Annotated in this window: 15 protein-coding genes; 13 read left to right on the top strand and 2 right to left on the bottom strand. The window is 63.9% G+C overall.

Going from position 1 to position 15,754, the window contains the following annotated elements; all coding sequences use genetic code 11:
• The first annotated feature begins 15 nt into the window (after window positions 1-15).
• From BM031_RS05425 to BM031_RS05375, 11 genes are all read left to right on the top strand, one after another.
• On the top strand, window positions 16-891 hold the full coding sequence (locus BM031_RS05425) for a TauD/TfdA dioxygenase family protein (RefSeq protein WP_091872136.1): 876 nt from the start codon (window positions 16-18) through the stop codon (window positions 889-891).
• Window positions 892-900: 9 nt separating this feature from the next.
• The gene (locus BM031_RS05420; protein ID WP_091872134.1) at window positions 901-1,905 is read left to right on the top strand and encodes an ABC transporter substrate-binding protein; all 1,005 of its coding nucleotides are present in this window, start codon (window positions 901-903) and stop codon (window positions 1,903-1,905) included.
• Window positions 1,906-1,907: 2 nt separating this feature from the next.
• Window positions 1,908-2,738 carry an ABC transporter ATP-binding protein gene (locus BM031_RS05415; protein ID WP_091872131.1) on the top strand — a complete coding sequence of 277 codons (831 nt, stop codon included), beginning with the start codon at window positions 1,908-1,910 and terminating at the stop codon, window positions 2,736-2,738.
• Entirely contained in the window at window positions 2,731-3,588 is an 858-nt protein-coding gene (locus BM031_RS05410; protein ID WP_177207657.1) for an ABC transporter permease, read from the top strand. Before BM031_RS05415 ends, BM031_RS05410 begins: the two co-directional genes overlap by 8 nt.
• Window positions 3,589-3,970: 382 nt before the next feature.
• Window positions 3,971-5,698 (top strand): acetolactate synthase 3 catalytic subunit, encoded by a 1,728-nt coding sequence (locus BM031_RS05405; protein WP_091872125.1) that lies wholly within the window; start codon window positions 3,971-3,973, stop codon window positions 5,696-5,698.
• A complete protein-coding gene (ilvN, locus tag BM031_RS05400; protein WP_020652989.1) occupies window positions 5,698-6,189 on the top strand; it encodes an acetolactate synthase small subunit in 492 nt (163 codons plus the stop codon). The genes BM031_RS05405 and ilvN overlap by 1 nt, the downstream gene beginning before the upstream one ends.
• An 83-nt stretch (window positions 6,190-6,272) precedes the next feature.
• Window positions 6,273-7,289 carry a ketol-acid reductoisomerase gene (gene ilvC, locus BM031_RS05395; RefSeq protein ID WP_091872122.1) on the top strand — a complete coding sequence of 339 codons (1,017 nt, stop codon included), beginning with the start codon at window positions 6,273-6,275 and terminating at the stop codon, window positions 7,287-7,289.
• Between the two features lie 268 nt (window positions 7,290-7,557).
• Complete coding sequence (locus BM031_RS05390) at window positions 7,558-8,328, top strand: SIMPL domain-containing protein (RefSeq protein ID WP_091872119.1); 771 nt, start codon at window positions 7,558-7,560, stop codon at window positions 8,326-8,328.
• An 86-nt stretch (window positions 8,329-8,414) separates the two neighbouring features.
• Complete coding sequence (pssA, locus tag BM031_RS05385) at window positions 8,415-9,281, top strand: CDP-diacylglycerol--serine O-phosphatidyltransferase (RefSeq protein ID WP_091872117.1); 867 nt, start codon at window positions 8,415-8,417, stop codon at window positions 9,279-9,281.
• A 58-nt stretch (window positions 9,282-9,339) separates the two neighbouring features.
• Window positions 9,340-10,899 (top strand): 2-isopropylmalate synthase, encoded by a 1,560-nt coding sequence (locus BM031_RS05380; protein WP_091872114.1) that lies wholly within the window; start codon window positions 9,340-9,342, stop codon window positions 10,897-10,899.
• A 132-nt stretch (window positions 10,900-11,031) separates the two neighbouring features.
• Entirely contained in the window at window positions 11,032-11,931 is a 900-nt protein-coding gene (locus BM031_RS05375; protein ID WP_091872112.1) for an alpha/beta hydrolase, read from the top strand.
• Here BM031_RS05375 and BM031_RS05370 read toward each other — a convergent pair.
• Window positions 11,882-12,382 carry a hypothetical protein gene (locus BM031_RS05370; RefSeq protein WP_091872109.1) on the bottom strand — a complete coding sequence of 167 codons (501 nt, stop codon included), beginning with the start codon at window positions 12,380-12,382 and terminating at the stop codon, window positions 11,882-11,884. The two genes, BM031_RS05375 and BM031_RS05370, sit on opposite strands and share 50 nt — an antisense overlap.
• A 177-nt stretch (window positions 12,383-12,559) precedes the next feature.
• Here BM031_RS05370 and rpsO point away from each other — a divergent pair, with 177 nt between their 5' ends.
• Window positions 12,560-12,829 (top strand): 30S ribosomal protein S15, encoded by a 270-nt coding sequence (gene rpsO / locus BM031_RS05365; protein WP_091872430.1) that lies wholly within the window; start codon window positions 12,560-12,562, stop codon window positions 12,827-12,829.
• Between the two features lie 174 nt (window positions 12,830-13,003).
• A complete protein-coding gene (pnp, locus tag BM031_RS05360; protein WP_091872106.1) occupies window positions 13,004-15,106 on the top strand; it encodes a polyribonucleotide nucleotidyltransferase in 2,103 nt (700 codons plus the stop codon).
• Window positions 15,107-15,276: 170 nt separating this feature from the next.
• On the opposite strand, the gene cadR is transcribed toward pnp, so the two are convergent.
• Entirely contained in the window at window positions 15,277-15,684 is a 408-nt protein-coding gene (cadR, locus tag BM031_RS05355; protein WP_091872104.1) for a Cd(II)/Pb(II)-responsive transcriptional regulator, read from the bottom strand.
• Between the last annotated feature and the right edge of the window lie 70 nt (window positions 15,685-15,754).

Here is a 15,754-nt window from a genome sequence, read left to right as displayed (position 1 = left end):
CTCATCCTTGCCATCATGCCGCTCGATTCTTCCCGCCAGGATTTCGATATCCGCCCCCTGCTCAAGCAGCCGCTCGGCGCCGAGATCCTCGGCCTCGACCTTGCCCTGCCGCTGAGCGACGACGATGTCGACCGCCTTCACCGCGCCCACCTCGAGCACCACGTGCTGGTGTTCCGCGACCAGACCTTCACGCCCCGGCAGCAGGTGGACTTCAGCCGCCGCTTCGGCCGCCTGCAGATCCACGTGCTGCGCCAGTTCCAGTTGGCCGGTCACCCGGAAGTGCTGGTGATTTCCAACATCCGCGAAAACGAGCAGCCGATCGGCCTGGGCGACGCCGGCCACTTCTGGCATTCCGACCTGTCGTACAAGGCGGTGCCGAGCCTGGGCTCGATGCTGCACGCGCAGGAACTGCCGAGCGAGGGCGGCGACACGCTGTTTGCCAACCAGCACGCAGCCTACGACGCGCTGCCGGGCAAGCTCAAGCGCGAGATCGCCGGGCTGCGCGCCGAGCACAGCTACCTGGCCAAGTACGAGGAACTGCGCGCCCGCAACCCGTGGCGCCCCAAGCTCACCCAGGAGCAGATCGACGAGGTGGTGCCGGCCGTGCACCCGGTGGTGCGCACCCATCCGGAAACCGGGCGCCGAGCGCTGTTCGTCAGCGAGCATTTCACCACCCGCCTGCTGGGCGTGCCGGAAGCGCGCAGCCGCGAGCTCCTGGACCAGTTGTTCGCGCACAGTACCCGCCCTGAATTCGTCTACCGCCACCAGTGGCAGCCGAACGACATGGTGTTCTGGGATAACCGCTCGCTGATGCACCTGGCCACCGCCTTCCCGCAAGAGCAGCGCCGCAAGCTGTACCGCACCACCATCGAGGGCGACGTCCCGTTCTGAAAGAAAATGATGAATACGAAAATGAAGTGCGTGGCCGCAGCCGCCGCGCTGGCGCTCGGCCTGTCCTCCACCGCCCAGGCCGAAGGCAAGCTCCGCATCGCCGAGCAGTTCGGCATCGTCTACCTGCTGCTCAATGTGGCGCAGGACCAGAAGCTGATTGAAAAGCACGGCAAGAAGCAGGGCGTCGAGCTCGACGTCGACTGGGTCAAGCTGTCGGGCGGCGCGGCCGTCAACGATGCGCTGCTGTCGAATTCGATCGACGTGGCCGGCGCCGGCCTGGGCCCGCTGTTTACGATTTGGGACCGCACCAACGGCCGCCAGAACGTGCGCGCCGTCGCCTCGCTCGGCAACTTCCCGTATTACCTGGTCAGCACCAACCCGGCCGTAAAAACCATCGCCGACTTCAGCCAGAAAGACCGCATCGCGCTGCCGGCCGTCACCGTGTCGGTGCAGGCGCGCATCTTGCAAATGGCCGCGGCCAAGCAGTGGGGCAAGGCGGAATTCAAGAAACTCGACCCGATCACCCAGACCGTGCCGCACCCGGACGCGGCGGCCGCCATCATCGCCGGCAAGACCGAACTGAACGGCCACTTCGGCAACCCGCCTTTCCAGGAACAGGAACTGGCCGGCAATCCGAACGCGAAGATCGTGCTCAATTCCTATGACGTGCTGGGCGGCCCAAGCTCGGCCACCGTACTGTACGCCACCGAGAAGTATGTGAAGGAGAACCCCAAGACCTACCGCGCCTTCATCGATGCCCTGAGTGAGGCGGCCCAGCTGGCCACGAACAATCCGGAAGCGGCGGCCGACGCTTACCTGCGCGTCAACAAGGGCAATATCGACCGCGCGCTCTTGATCAAGGTGATCAAGAACCCGCAGGTGCAGTTCAAGGTGGCGCCGCAAAATACGCTGGGCCTGGCGCAGTTCCTGCACGAAGTCGGCGCCATTAAAACCAAGCCGGTGAGCTGGCGCGATTACTTCTTCGCCCATCCGGCGCTCGACGCCGGGAGCTGAGCATGAGCCCGCTGAACCTGGTGCCGCCACCTGAACCGCTGCTGCGGGCCGCGCACGTCACGTTGGAATACCGGGGCGAGCGCGGCATCGTGCGCGCCACCGAGGATGTGAGTTTCGACGTGTACGAGCGCGACCGCTTCGTGCTGCTGGGGCCTTCGGGTTGCGGCAAGTCGACCCTTTTGAAGGCCGTGGGCGGCTTCATTGCGCCGCAGGCCGGCAGCCTCACGCTGGCGGGCAAGGCAATCACCCGCCCCGGGCCGGACCGCATCGTCGTGTTCCAGGAATTCGACCAGCTGCCGCCCTGGAAGACGGTGCGGGAGAACGTGATGTTCCCGATGCTGGCCGGGGGCGTCAGGCGCAAGGAGGCGGACCAGCGGGCGCGCCACTGGCTGGGCAAGGTCGGGCTGGCGCGCTTTGCCGACGCCTATCCGCACACGCTGTCGGGCGGGATGAAGGCCAGGGTGGCGATTGCACGGGCGCTGGCGATGCAGCCGGCGGTGCTGCTGATGGACGAGCCGTTCGCGGCGCTCGATGCGCTCACGCGCCGCACCATGCAGGAGGAGCTGCAGGTGCTGTGGGAAGAGATCGGGTTCACCATGCTGTTCGTGACGCATTCGATCGAAGAGGCGCTGGTGGTGGGGAACCGGATTTTGTTGTTGTCGCCGCATCCGGGGCGGGTGAGGGCGGAGTTGAATAGTCACCAGTTCAGTTTGGCAAGTGCGGGCAGCAGCGAGTTCCAGGCGGCGACGCAGCGGATTCATGGGCTGTTGTTTGGGGAGCTTGAACGCGCGGCCGGCGGAGCCGGCCACCCTACGAAAGCCATCAATGAATAATCCGCCGATTCGCGCTGAATATATTCTGGAACCGAGGCTGGCGGCGCCAGTGCAGGCCAGCACGCCGGCTGCATACACGCTGCCGGACCTCGCCTGGCTGCGCAAACTGGGCCTGCTGATTGCCATCTCGGTGGTGTGGGAAGGGCTGGCCCACTGGTTCGACAACGACCTGCTGCTGCCCGGTGCGATCCAGACCGCCAAGGCCTTCGGCGCCGGCGTCGCCTCAGGTGAACTGTGGGGTTACATCAGCGTCTCGCTGGGCGTGCTGGTGCAGGGCTTTTCGCTGGGCGTGGCGGGAGCCTTCCTGCTGACCTGGCTGGCGGTCTCGGGCAAGGTGGGGCGCGAACTGATCGATACGCTGGCCTCGATGTTCAACCCGCTCCCGGCCATCGCCCTGCTGCCGCTGGCGTTGCTGTGGTTCGGGCTGGGCAAGGGCAGCCTGCTGATGGTGCTGGTGCATTCGGTGATCTGGCCGCTGACGCTCAACGCCACCGCGGGCTTTCGCTCGGTGCCGGACACGCTGCGCATGGCGGGCCGCAACTATGGCCTGGGCGGCCTGCGCATGGTGTTGCAGATCCTGATCCCGGCGGCGCTACCGTCCATCCTGTCGGGCCTGAAGATCGGCTGGGCCTTCGCCTGGCGCACGCTGATCGCGGCTGAGTTGGTTTTTGGCAGCACCTCGGGGCAGGGCGGCCTGGGCTGGTACATCTTCCAGAGCCGCAACGAACTGTTTACGGACAAGGTCTTCGCCGGCCTGGCCGCCGTCATCCTCATCGGGCTGGCTGTCGAACACATCGTGTTCCAGACCCTTGAACGACTCACGATCCGCCGCTGGGGCATGCAGCGCTGATGCACCGTTTTGGACCACGACAAATATTTTTCTTGAAGTCTTGACCAAAATGGTGCAACGCAGTAATGTGGCTAAACGCTTTGCACCCCCGAAGCTCTCTGGTCACCCGGTCTAGGCCTACCAGCCCTTTCCGGAATGACTCGCTTTCATTTGTAGGCAGTTTGCTCCGACCCGCGCCAAAAGCGCGAGAGATGCACAAAAACGCCACAAACACTCAAGCCGAACGAGTTGCGCCCAGCGCCCGTGCGTAAGGATCCTACGGCATCCCGAAGCACAGACGTGACCGCAGAGAGAAGGGACGCATGAGGGTTGTCGCGCATTTTGCACCTCGTTAGGAACGGGCATCCGATCAAACTCCCATTGGGTATTGAAAGGAATGGTCATGAGTAACGATTCAAGTGTCCCCATCACGGGCGCTGAGATTGTGGTGCGTTGTCTCGCGGAAGAGGGCGTCAAGCACGTCTTCGGTTATCCGGGCGGGGCAGTCCTCTACATCTACGACGCCATCTTCAAGCAGGACAAATTCCAGCACGTCCTCGTCCGCCACGAACAGGCCGCGGTCCACGCCGCAGACGCCTATTCGCGCAGCTCCAATACCGTCGGCGTCGCCCTCGTGACCTCCGGTCCGGGCGTGACCAATGCCGTCACCGGCCTGTCCACCGCCTACATGGACTCGATCCCGATGGTCGTCATTACCGGCCAGGTGCCGAGCCATGCGATCGGCCAGGACGCCTTCCAGGAATGCGACACGGTCGGCATCACCCGCCCGGTGGTCAAGCACAACTTCCTGGTCAAGGACGTCAAGGACCTGGCGAACACCATCAAGAAAGCCTTCTATATTGCCCGCACCGGCCGTCCCGGTCCCGTGCTGGTCGATATCCCGAAGGACATCAGCATGCACAAGGCGGTATACGACTACCCTCGCGAGATCGAGATGCGTTCGTACAAGCCGGTGGACAAGGGCCACGCGGGCCAGATCCGCAAGGCCGTGCAGCTGCTGCAGCAGGCCGAACGCCCGATGATCTATGCGGGCGGCGGCGTCATCCTGGCTAACGCCTCGAATGAGCTGAACCGCATGGTCGACAAGCTCGGCTTCCCGGTGACGAACACGCTGATGGGCCTGGGCGCTTCGCGCTCGACCAGCCCGCACTACGTCGGCATGCCGGGCATGCACGGCACCTACGAAGCGAACATGGCGATGCAGAACTGCGACGTCCTGATCGCCATCGGCGCCCGTTTCGACGACCGCGTCATCGGCAACCCGAAGCACTTCGCCTCGAATCCGCGCAAGATCATCCACATCGACATCGACCCGTCGTCGATCTCCAAGCGCGTGAAGGTGGACATCCCGATCGTCGGCAACGTCAAGGACGTGCTGGTGGAACTGCTGTCGCAGCTCGACGCCAGCAGCGCGCAGCCGAACACGAACGCGCTGCAGTCGTGGTGGAAGCAGATCGCCGAATGGCGCGGCAAGGACTGCCTGGCCTATGCGTCGTCCGATACGCTGATCAAGCCGCAGTCGGTGATCGAGCAGCTGCACCGCGTGACCGATGGCGACGCCTTCATCACCTCGGACGTCGGCCAGCACCAGATGTGGGCCGCGCAGTACTACGGCTTCGACAAGCCGCGCCGCTGGATCAATTCCGGTGGCCTGGGCACCATGGGCGTCGGCCTGCCGTACGCGATGGGCGTGCAGATGGCGAATCCTGGCGCGACGGTTGCCTGCGTGACCGGCGAAGGCTCGATCCAGATGTGCATCCAGGAGCTCGCGACCTGCAAGCAGTACCACCTGACTCCGAAGATCATTTTGCTGAACAACCGTTTCCTGGGCATGGTCCGCCAGTGGCAGCAGATCGACTACGGTTCGCGCTATTCCGAGTCGTATATGGATTCGCTGCCGGACTTCGAAAAGCTGGCCGAGGCCTACGGCCACGTGGGCATGCGCATCGAGAAGCCGGGCGACGTGGAGGGCTCGCTGCGTGAAGCCTTCGCCATGAAGGACCGCCTGGTGTTCATGAACTTCATCACCGACCAGAGCGAAAACGTCTGGCCGATGGTCAAGGCGGGCGCCGGCCTGAACGAAATGCTGCTCGGCTCGGAGGACCTGTAATGCGCCATATTATTTCTGTCCTGCTGGAGAACGAAGCCGGCGCGCTGTCGCGCGTGGTCGGGTTGTTCTCGGCCCGCGGCTACAACATCGAAACCCTGACCGTGGCGCCGACCGAAGACGCGACCCTGTCGCGCATGACCATCGTCACCAGCGGCTCGGACGACATCATCGAGCAGATCACCAAGCACCTGAACCGCCTGATCGAGGTGGTGAAGGTGGTCGACCTGACCGAAGGCCAGCACATCGAGCGCGAACTCATGCTCATCAAGGTGCGGGCGGTCGGCAAGGAGCGCGAAGAAATGAAGCGCACCGCCGACATCTTCCGCGGCCGCGTCATCGACGTGACCGAGAAGACCTACACGATCGAGCTGACCGGCGCCAAGAGCAAGCTCGATGCCTTCATCGACGCCATCGACCGCACCTCCATCCTGGAGACGGTACGCACCGGCGGCTCCGGCATCGGCCGCGGCGAACGCATCCTCAAAGTATAAAAACCGTAGGGTGGTCGGCTCCGCCGACCGCGCGTCCAACCAACGCATGCCTGCTCCAACTATCTAAAATTTAAGGAATGACCATGAAAGTTTTCTACGACAAAGACTGCGACCTCTCCCTCATCAAGGGCAAGAACGTCGCCATCATCGGCTACGGCTCGCAGGGCCACGCCCACGCACAGAACCTGAGCGAATCGGGCGTCAACGTCACCGTCGGCCTGCGCCGCGGCGGCGCGTCGTGGAACAAGGTCGAAGCGGCCGGCCTGAAGGTCGCCGAGGTCGATGAAGCGGTCAAGGCCGCCGACGTCATCATGATCCTGCTGCCGGATGAAAACATCGCCCAGGTCTACAAGGAAAACGTCGAGCCGAACGCCAAGCAGGGCGCCGTGCTGGCCTTCGCCCACGGCTTCAACGTGCACTACGGCCAGGTCGTGCCACGCGCCGACCTCGATGTGATCATGGTCGCGCCAAAGGCGCCGGGTCACACCGTGCGCGGCACCTACACCCAGGGCGGCGGCGTGCCGCACCTGATCGCCGTCTACCAGGACAAATCGGGCTCGGCCCGCGACATCGCGCTGTCCTACTCGATGGCCAATGGCGGCGGCCGCGCCGGCATCATCGAGACCAACTTCCGCGAAGAGACCGAGACCGACCTGTTCGGCGAACAGGCTGTCCTGTGCGGCGGCGCGGTCGAGCTGATCAAGGCCGGCTTCGAAACCCTGACCGAAGCGGGCTACGCGCCGGAAATGGCCTACTTCGAGTGCCTGCACGAACTCAAGCTGATCGTCGACCTGATCTACGAAGGCGGCATCGCCAACATGAACTACTCGATCTCGAACAACGCGGAATACGGCGAGTACGTCACCGGCCCGAAAGTCGTCACCTCGGCGACCAAGGAAGCGATGAAGCAGTGCCTGAAGGACATCCAGACCGGCGAATACGCGAAGAGCTTCATCCTCGAGAACAAGGCCGGCGCCCCGACCCTGATCTCGCGCCGCCGCTTGACCGCCGAGCACCCGATCGAAGAAGTCGGCGCCAAGCTGCGCGCGATGATGCCGTGGATCGCGAAGAACAAGCTGGTGGACCAGTCGAAGAACTAAGCTGGCATCGAAAAATCGGCGGTAATGTACTACCGCAGGGTGGGCGGGTTTCCCGCCCGCGCGTTCAAACGTAAGATGAAACGCCGGTGCGTGTCGGGCATCCGTGATGTGAACGCGCGGTCGGCAAGCCGACCACCCTACAATTAAAGACAGCTGTTACTCCATCTACAGAGTTGCAACGATCCATTACAAAATCACGACGAGTGCGACAGTGACGGTATCGTATAAGTGACGCGGACATCCGTCGCAACTTTATGGAGAACAATCAATGAAGATTTCCAAATCCATCGTCGCCGCCGCCCTCGTGCTGGCGTTCCAGGCGCAGGCGCAGACCATCGCCGCCCCGGCCACCAGCGGCACGCTGGTCGTGGTGCCGGCCTACGGCGAAGTCAAGCACGCCAACGACCAGGCCGTCATGACCTTCGCCGTCGAGGAGCACGACAAGGACAAGAACGCCGCCGCCGCGCGCGTGAACCGCAAGATGAAGGAGGGCACCGACATCGTCCGCCGCGCCGATCCGAAGGCCGAGCTCAAGACGATGGGCTACTACACTTACCCGGTTTACCCGGAAGTGCCGCCGATGCCTCAACCGGTGTCGCGTACGCCGGTCAAACCGGTGCCGGTCGCCTGGCGCGTCGGCCAGTACCTGGAAGTGACGACGAAGAACCTGCAAGACCTGCCGAAGACCGCCGCCGCTGCGCAGAAAGTTCTGCAAATCAATGGCGTGAACTTCGGGCTGAGCCCGGAACTGACCAAGCGCCTGGACGACCAGCGCATTGCCGCCACCTACCGCAACCTGAACGAGCGCATTGCGTCGATCGCCAGCGCCATGGGCCGCCAGCCGTCGGAAGCGGTGCTGGACACAGTCGATTTCGAAGGCTCGGGCAATTACGCCGGGGACGCCCAAGGGCAGGCGGCGCCGGCCATGATGCGCATGAGCGCCAAGCGGGAAATGGCCGATGAGATGCCGGAACCAAGTTTTGAACCCGGAGAAACGACCCTCCAGATGCGTCTCGTTGGTAAGGTGCGTTTCAAGTAAGCGATACGGGCAATAATAGCCGTTCGCTAACATGCTGTTCCCGCCTCTATAATGCTGGGAACAGCATCACTTGAATACGGATCCATATGCCAAGCTTTCCACGACGTCGACCACCTGGGGCAGGGCCCAAGGCGCCACGATTTTCCCGATTGAAACGCTTCGGGCGGCGCGCGGAAGACCGCGCCCAGGGCGAACGCGGCCGCGGCATCTATCTGCTGCCCAATGCGTTCACCACCGGCGCGCTGTTCTGCGGTTTCTACGCCATCGTCATGGCGATGAACCAGCGCTTCGAGCACGCCTGCTGGGCGGTGTTCATCGCGATGATCCTGGACGGGCTGGACGGGCGCATCGCGCGCCTGACCAATACCCAGTCCGAGTTCGGCGCGCAGTACGACTCGCTGAGCGACATGGTGTCCTTCGGCGCCGCGCCGGCGCTGGTGATCTACGAATGGTCGCTGCGCGGCCTGGGCAAGCTGGGCTGGATCGCGGCGTTCATCTACTGCGCCGGCGCCGCCCTGCGCCTGGCGCGCTTCAACACCAACATCGAGGTGGTGGACAAGCGCTTCTTCCAGGGCTTGCCCAGCCCCGCGGCTGCAGCACTGGTGGTCGGCTTCATCATGATGATGACCGACCCGGACATCAACGTGAGCTCGCGCCAGGTGGACTGGGTGAGCTGGGGCATCGCGGTGTTCGCGGGCCTGACGATGGTGTCGAACGTACCGTTTTACAGCTTCAAGGACGTGAACTTCCGCAAGTCGGTGCCGTTCATCGTGGTGTTCCTGATTGCCCTCGCGTTCGCGCTGGTGGCGATCGACCCACCGAAAGTCCTGTGGCCGATTTTTGTGATTTACGGCTTGTCGGGGTATGCCGTGTTTGCCTGGCGCCTTGCCAAGGGCAAGAAGGTGAGCATCATCCCGAGCGACGACGAGCCGGACGACAGCGTGCGCCGCTAGCGGGCCTTTGGGCCGGGCAGGGGGCGCCCGCTAAACCTGTTTAGCCATGGAGCCCAGCATGCCCGACCTGATCCCTGATACCTCACGCCTCATCATTTTCGACACCACCCTGCGCGACGGCGAGCAATCGCCCGGCGCCTCGATGACGAAGGACGAGAAGGTGCGCATCGCGCGCCAGCTCGAGCGCCTGCGGGTGGACGTCATCGAAGCCGGCTTCGCCGCCGCCTCCCCGGGCGACTTCGAGGCCATCCGCGCCATCTCGGCTGCGGTGCGCGACTCCACCATCTGCTCGCTGTCGCGCGCCAACGAGCGCGACATCGCCCGCGCCGCCGAAGCGCTGGCGCCCGCCGCGCGCAAGCGCATCCACACCTTCATCGCCACGTCACCGCTGCACATGCAGATGAAGCTGCGCATGGAGCCCGAACAGGTACTGGAGCAGGCCAAGCTCGCCATCCGTTACGCGCGCCAGCATACCGACGACATCGAGTTCTCGCCCGAAGACGGCAGCCGCTCGGAAGAAGACTTCCTGTGCCGCGTGCTGGAAGCCGTCATCGCGGAAGGCGCCACCACCATCAATTTCCCCGATACCGTGGGCTACGCGGTGCCCGAAGAATTCGGCGCGCGCATCCGCCGCCTGCGCGAGCGCGTGCCCAATTCCGACAAGGCCGTGTGGTCGGTGCACTGCCATAACGACCTGGGTCTCGCCGTGGCGAACTCGCTGGCCGGCGTGACCATCGGCGGCGCGCGCCAGATCGAATGCACGATCAACGGCCTGGGCGAGCGGGCAGGGAACACCTCGCTGGAAGAAGTGGTGATGGCGCTGCGCACCCGCGCAGATTACTTCAACCTGACGGTGGGCATCGACACCACCCAGATCGTGCCGGCCTCGAAAATGGTCTCGCAGATCACCGGCTTCGCGGTGCAGCCGAACAAGGCGGTGGTGGGCGCGAACGCGTTCGCCCATGCCTCGGGCATCCACCAGGACGGCATTTTGAAGGCGCGCGAGACCTACGAGATCATGCGCGCCGAAGACGTGGGCTGGACCGCCAACAAGATCGTGCTGGGCAAGCTCTCCGGCCGCAACGCTTTTAAATCGCGCCTGCAGGAACTGGGGATCGAGCTGGCCTCGGAGCTTGAGGTGAATGCTGCGTTTGCGCGTTTCAAGGAGCTGGCCGACCGCAAGGCCGAGATTTTTGACGAAGACATCATGGCGCTGGTGTCGGCCGAAGACCACGCGCAGGGTGGCGAGACCTACAAGCTGGTGTCGCTGTCGCAGCGCTCCGAAACCGGCGAACTGCCGCATGCGCGCATCGTGTTCTCGGTCGAAGGCAGGGAAGTGTCGGCCGAAGCCTCGGGCGACGGGCCGGTGGATGCGGTGGTGGGGGCGATCGAGAGCGTGGTCAAGAGCGGGGCGGAGCAGGTGCTGTTTTCGATTAACGCGATCAGCAATGGGCCGCAGTCGCAGGGAGAGGTGACCATCCGCCTGTCGCACTCGGGGCGGATCGTCAACGGCGTTGGGGCGGATCCGGACATTATCGTGGCGTCGGCCAAGGCATATTTGTCGGGGTTGAACAAGCTGCATTCGAAGGTGGAGAGGGTGAATCCGCAGGGGGTGTAGGTTTCACGCAAAATTGGGGGGCACAATGCCACTGGCATTGTGCCCCCCCAAGTTCGTCGCACAACCCCAACCGTGCGCAACTGCAGGAACGTCCCCCCTATACTCAAGGCGACCCCACCACCTGGCCGCCCGATGAAAAAATCCGCCCTCCTGATCGCCGCTGCCTTACTTCTCACAGCCTGCACCCCCCTCTCCATCCTCAACGCCGTCTCCCCCGCCGGCGAAACCCGCGCCACGAAAGACCAGCCCTACGCCCCCGGCGAGCGCCACCAGCTCGACATCTACCGCCCCGCAAGCGGCGCCAACAACGCCCCCGTCATCGTCTTCTTCTACGGCGGCAACTGGGTCAGCGGCAGCCGAACCGACTACGCCTTCGTCGGCCAAGCTCTCGCGGCGCGCGGCTTCGTGGTGGTGATCCCCGATTACCGGCTGTATCCGCAGGTCCGCTACCCCGACTTCCTCGTCGATGCCGCCCAGGCCGTGGCCTGGACCCGGCGCGAGATCGCACGGCATGGCGGCGACCCGGGACGGATCTACCTGATGGGGCATAGTGCCGGCGCCTACAACGCGGCCATGCTGGCGCTGGATGCGCGCTGGCTTGGCCAGCAGGGGCTGGAAACCAGCGCGGTGCGCGGCCTCATCGGCCTGGCCGGTCCCTACGATTTCCTGCCGGTGCAGAACCCCACGACCCGCCCGGTGTTCAACTATCCGGACACGCCTGCCGATTCGCAGCCCGCCAGCCACGTGAGCGCTTCCTCGCCGCCCGCACTCCTGATCGCCGCCAGGTCCGACAAGGTGGTCGACCCGGCGCGCAACACCGGCGCCCTGGCGGCGAAGCTGCGGGCCGCGGACGTGCCGGTGCAGGAGCTGTACTACGACGGCGTCAGCCACACCTCGCTGGTGGCCTCGCTCTCGACCTCCCTGCGCAGGCTGGCGCCGACGCTCGACGCGGTGGAGGCCTTCGTGCGCAGTAGCGGCGGCGCTAAGGGCCCTGGCGGTCCTTCGGGTCGAACAGTGGATCGGGCCCGTTGAGCATCTGCCGCACGATGCCCTGCTGGTCGAAGTGCACGTGCATCATCGAATTCCACACGCCGGCTTCCTTGTAGCGGTAGGACCAGACCTCGTAGTCGCGCATCGCCACGCGCGACATCTCGGCCGGGCGGCCGAAGGTGCGCAGCACCTCGTCCTTGGTCGCCGTATCGATCTTGACGGTGGCGAACTTCTCGCTGGTGAGCACCTGCTCGTAGCGGGTCAGCCGCCCGTCGGTCCCGATGTGCGCCATGAAGGTCTGCTGGCCCATCGGCCCGGTGGCGTATTCCAGCAGCTCGTCGGCGCCGTCGCGGTACACGGCCGTGGGCATCCCCATCTTGTGCTGGACCACCGCCAGCGGGTCGCCGGGACTGGGCGCCTGGCGGAACACGGTGCCGCAGCCGCCCAGGGCGAGCAGCCCGGCAGCTGTTGTAAAGATGACTAAATTTTTCATGGCTGCCCCCATCGATTTGCCCCGAAAACCCCATGATGCACCAATCGGTCGACGCAAACACTGGCCGCACGTTCGGTTTTCCCCTATACTGGCGGGTCTGTCCGTTTTGGGCAGGTATTTTGTTAATCACGGTGCGCCGGGGTTTCGACTCTTGCACCGCATGTGAAAGGTAACATCATGTCCGTAGAACACATCAACAAAGCCGCGATCATCGCGGACAACGCACGTGGCCAGAACGACACCGGCTCGCCGGAAGTCCAGGTCGCACTGCTGACCGCACGCATCAACGAGCTCAATGGTCACTTCAAGGAACACAAGAAGGATCACCACTCGCGTCGTGGCCTGATCATGATGGTTAACCGCCGTAAGAGCCTGCTGTCCTACCTGAAAAACAAGGACGCAACCCGTTACCGCGACCTGATCGCCAAACTCGGCCTGCGTAAGTAATCGCTTGAGTCTTGACGTTTAGTCACGAAATGCCTGCGCCAGTTACCTGACGCGGGCATTTTTTGTTTTTGATGTTTGTCGTTTTTGCAGTAATGGCGGAACAACCATTCCGCCCCGTGGTGAGGTGAACGACAGCACCTGAAAATCTGTCGGCAAATAGAAAGGGACTTCCCAATGTTTAATAAAGTTACGAAAACCTTCCAGTACGGTCAACACACGGTCACCCTGGAGACGGGTGAAATCGCGCGCCAGGCAAGCGGCGCCGTTGTCGTGTCGGTCGAAGATACCGTCATCCTGGCAACCGTGGTTGCCCGCAAGGACGCCAAGCCGGGCCAGGACTTCTTCCCGCTGACCGTCGACTACATGGAGAAAACGTACGCAGCCGGTAAGATCCCGGGCGGCTTCTTCAAGCGCGAAGGCCGTCCTTCGGAAAAAGAAACCCTGACCTCGCGCCTGATCGACCGTCCGATCCGTCCGCTGTTCCCGGAAGGCTACCTGAACGAAGTCCAGGTCATCATCCACGTCCTGTCGGTCAATCCTGAAATCGATCCGGACATCCCTGCGATGATCGGCGCCTCGGCTGCCCTGTGCATCGCCGGCATCCCGTTCAGCGGCCCGATCGGCGCAGCGCGCGTCGGCTACGCGAACGGCCAGTACATCCTGAACCCGACCACCACCGAGCTGAAGACCTCGCTGATGGACCTGGTCGTGGCAGGCACCGAAACCGCCGTCCTGATGGTGGAATCGGAAGCCCAGCAACTGTCGGAAGAAGTCATGCTCGGCGCGGTCGTGTTCGGCCACGAGCAGATGCGCGCCGTCATCGACGCGATCCACGACCTGGTGGCCGAAGGCGGCAAGCCGGAAGTCGAATGGTCGCCGGCGCCGAAGAACGAAGAACTGATCGCCCGCGTCTCCGACCTGGCGGCAGAGAGGGTCCGCGACGCTTACCAGACCCGCGAAAAATCGGCGCGCCAGCAGAAGCTGAAGTCGCTCTCGTCCGAAGTCATGGCGGCCCTGGCAACCCAGGGCGTCAGCGCCGATGCAGGCGAAGTCGGCAACATCCTGTTCGACATGGAAGCCAAGGTCGTGCGTTCGCAGATCCTGGACGGCGAGCCACGCATCGACGGCCGCGACACCCGCACCGTGCGTCCAATCGCGATCCGCAGCAGCGTGCTGCCGCGTACCCACGGTTCGGCCCTGTTCACCCGCGGCGAAACCCAGGCGCTGGTCGTGGCCACGCTGGGCACCGCCCGCGACAGCCAGAAGATCGACGCGCTGATGGGCGAGTACACCGACTCGTTCATGATGCACTACAACATGCCTCCGTTCGCCACCGGCGAAACCGGCCGCGTGGGCACCCCGAAGCGCCGCGAAGTCGGCCACGGCCGCCTGGCCAAGCGCGCGCTGGTCGCAGCGCTGCCTAACCCGGAAGATTTCAGCTACTCGGTGCGCTTGGTTTCGGAAATCACCGAGTCCAACGGCTCCTCGTCGATGGCCTCGGTCTGCGGCGGCTGCCTGGCACTGATGGACGCCGGCGTGCCGATGAAGGCGCACGTCGCCGGCATCGCCATGGGCCTGATCAAGGAAGGCGGCAAGTTCGCCGTCCTGACCGACATCCTGGGCGACGAAGACCACCTGGGCGACATGGACTTCAAGGTCGCTGGTACCCCGGCCGGTATCACCGCGCTGCAGATGGACATCAAGATCCAGGGCATCACCAAGGAAATCATGCAGGTGGCACTGGCGCAAGCCAAGGAAGCCCGTCACCACATCCTGGGTGAAATGCAGAAGGCCATGCCGACCGTGAAGACCGAGCTGTCGGACTTCGCACCGCGCCTGATCACCATCCGCATCAACCCGGAAAAGATCCGTGACGTGATCGGCAAGGGCGGCGCCGTCATCCGCGCGCTGACCGAAGAAACCGGCACCCAGATCGACATCACCGACGAAGGCATCGTGACCATCGCATCGGTCGACGCCGCCGCCGGCCAGGAAGCCAAGCGCCGCATCGAAGAGCTGACCGCATCGGTCGAAGTGGGCAAGACCTACGACGGCACCGTGCTGAAACTCCTGGACTTCGGCGCCATCGTGCAAGTCATGCCTGGCAAGGACGGCCTGCTGCACATCTCGCAGATCGCCAACGAGCGTGTGAACGCCGTCGCCGACTACCTGAAAGAAGGCCAGCAAGTGCGCGTGAAGGTCCTCGAGACCGACGAGCGCGGGCGCCTGAAGCTGTCGATGAAGGCTGCCGATCCGGTCGAAGGCGCGGCGCAGTAATCTTGCGTTAAGCCCGAAGCGGTTCGCCGCTTCATGAAAAAACCGCCAGTGCGTGAGCCTGGCGGTTTTTTTATTGCCGTCGCACCGGCGAAGGCCGGTGCCCAAGTTATATGAGCAATCGATATACGGGCAAGACTGCGTACCGGCCTTCGCCGGTACGACGGTCTCGCTTAGTGCACCTTGTCGTGCTCCGACAGCGCATGCAGGATGCCGCAGGCATGCGATGCCCGGGTCGCCACACAACAGCCGCGCAGCTGGGTCAGCTGGCGTTCGAGCGAGGCGAGCTCGGCGATCTTGGCGGCCACGCGCGAGATGTGCCGGTCAAGCAGTTCGTTCACGTCCGTACATTCCTGCTCCGGCCGGTCGCGCACCTCCAGCAGCACCCGGATTTCATCCAGCCCCATGTCGAGCGCGCGGCAGTGGCGCACGAACTGCAGGCGTTCCACGTGGCGTTCGCCGTAGCTGCGATAATTGTTGGCGTGGCGCTGGGGCGGATTCAAGATGCCGATGCGCTCGTAGTAGCGGATCGTCTCCACCGGGCAGCCGGTGCGCGCCGCCAGTTCGCCTATTTTCAGCATATGTCCTTGCTTCGTTTGATCGTGCTTGACTCTGTAGCCGCTACAGGGTTTCTAATGTCGATCATATATC

The sequence above is a fragment of the Massilia yuzhufengensis genome, assembly GCF_900112225.1.
In the GTDB taxonomy this organism is placed as follows: domain Bacteria; phylum Pseudomonadota; class Gammaproteobacteria; order Burkholderiales; family Burkholderiaceae_D; genus Telluria; species Telluria yuzhufengensis.
This window is presented reverse-complemented; position numbering and strand designations above follow the sequence as displayed.

Coding starts and splice junctions, on each gene's coding strand:
- cadR (WP_091872104.1), bottom strand. CDS start 15,684: ATGCTGAAAATAGGCGAACTGGCGGCGCGCACCGGCTGCCCGGTGGAG.
- BM031_RS05415 (WP_091872131.1), top strand. CDS start 1,908: ATGAGCCCGCTGAACCTGGTGCCGCCACCTGAACCGCTGCTGCGGGCC.
- BM031_RS05425 (WP_091872136.1), top strand. CDS start 16: ATGCCGCTCGATTCTTCCCGCCAGGATTTCGATATCCGCCCCCTGCTC.
- BM031_RS05420 (WP_091872134.1), top strand. CDS start 901: ATGAATACGAAAATGAAGTGCGTGGCCGCAGCCGCCGCGCTGGCGCTC.
- BM031_RS05410 (WP_177207657.1), top strand. CDS start 2,731: ATGAATAATCCGCCGATTCGCGCTGAATATATTCTGGAACCGAGGCTG.
- BM031_RS05390 (WP_091872119.1), top strand. CDS start 7,558: ATGAAGATTTCCAAATCCATCGTCGCCGCCGCCCTCGTGCTGGCGTTC.
- ilvC (WP_091872122.1), top strand. CDS start 6,273: ATGAAAGTTTTCTACGACAAAGACTGCGACCTCTCCCTCATCAAGGGC.
- pnp (WP_091872106.1), top strand. CDS start 13,004: ATGTTTAATAAAGTTACGAAAACCTTCCAGTACGGTCAACACACGGTC.
- BM031_RS05380 (WP_091872114.1), top strand. CDS start 9,340: ATGCCCGACCTGATCCCTGATACCTCACGCCTCATCATTTTCGACACC.
- pssA (WP_091872117.1), top strand. CDS start 8,415: ATGCCAAGCTTTCCACGACGTCGACCACCTGGGGCAGGGCCCAAGGCG.
- BM031_RS05405 (WP_091872125.1), top strand. CDS start 3,971: ATGAGTAACGATTCAAGTGTCCCCATCACGGGCGCTGAGATTGTGGTG.
- ilvN (WP_020652989.1), top strand. CDS start 5,698: ATGCGCCATATTATTTCTGTCCTGCTGGAGAACGAAGCCGGCGCGCTG.
- BM031_RS05375 (WP_091872112.1), top strand. CDS start 11,032: ATGAAAAAATCCGCCCTCCTGATCGCCGCTGCCTTACTTCTCACAGCC.
- BM031_RS05370 (WP_091872109.1), bottom strand. CDS start 12,382: ATGAAAAATTTAGTCATCTTTACAACAGCTGCCGGGCTGCTCGCCCTG.
- rpsO (WP_091872430.1), top strand. CDS start 12,560: ATGTCCGTAGAACACATCAACAAAGCCGCGATCATCGCGGACAACGCA.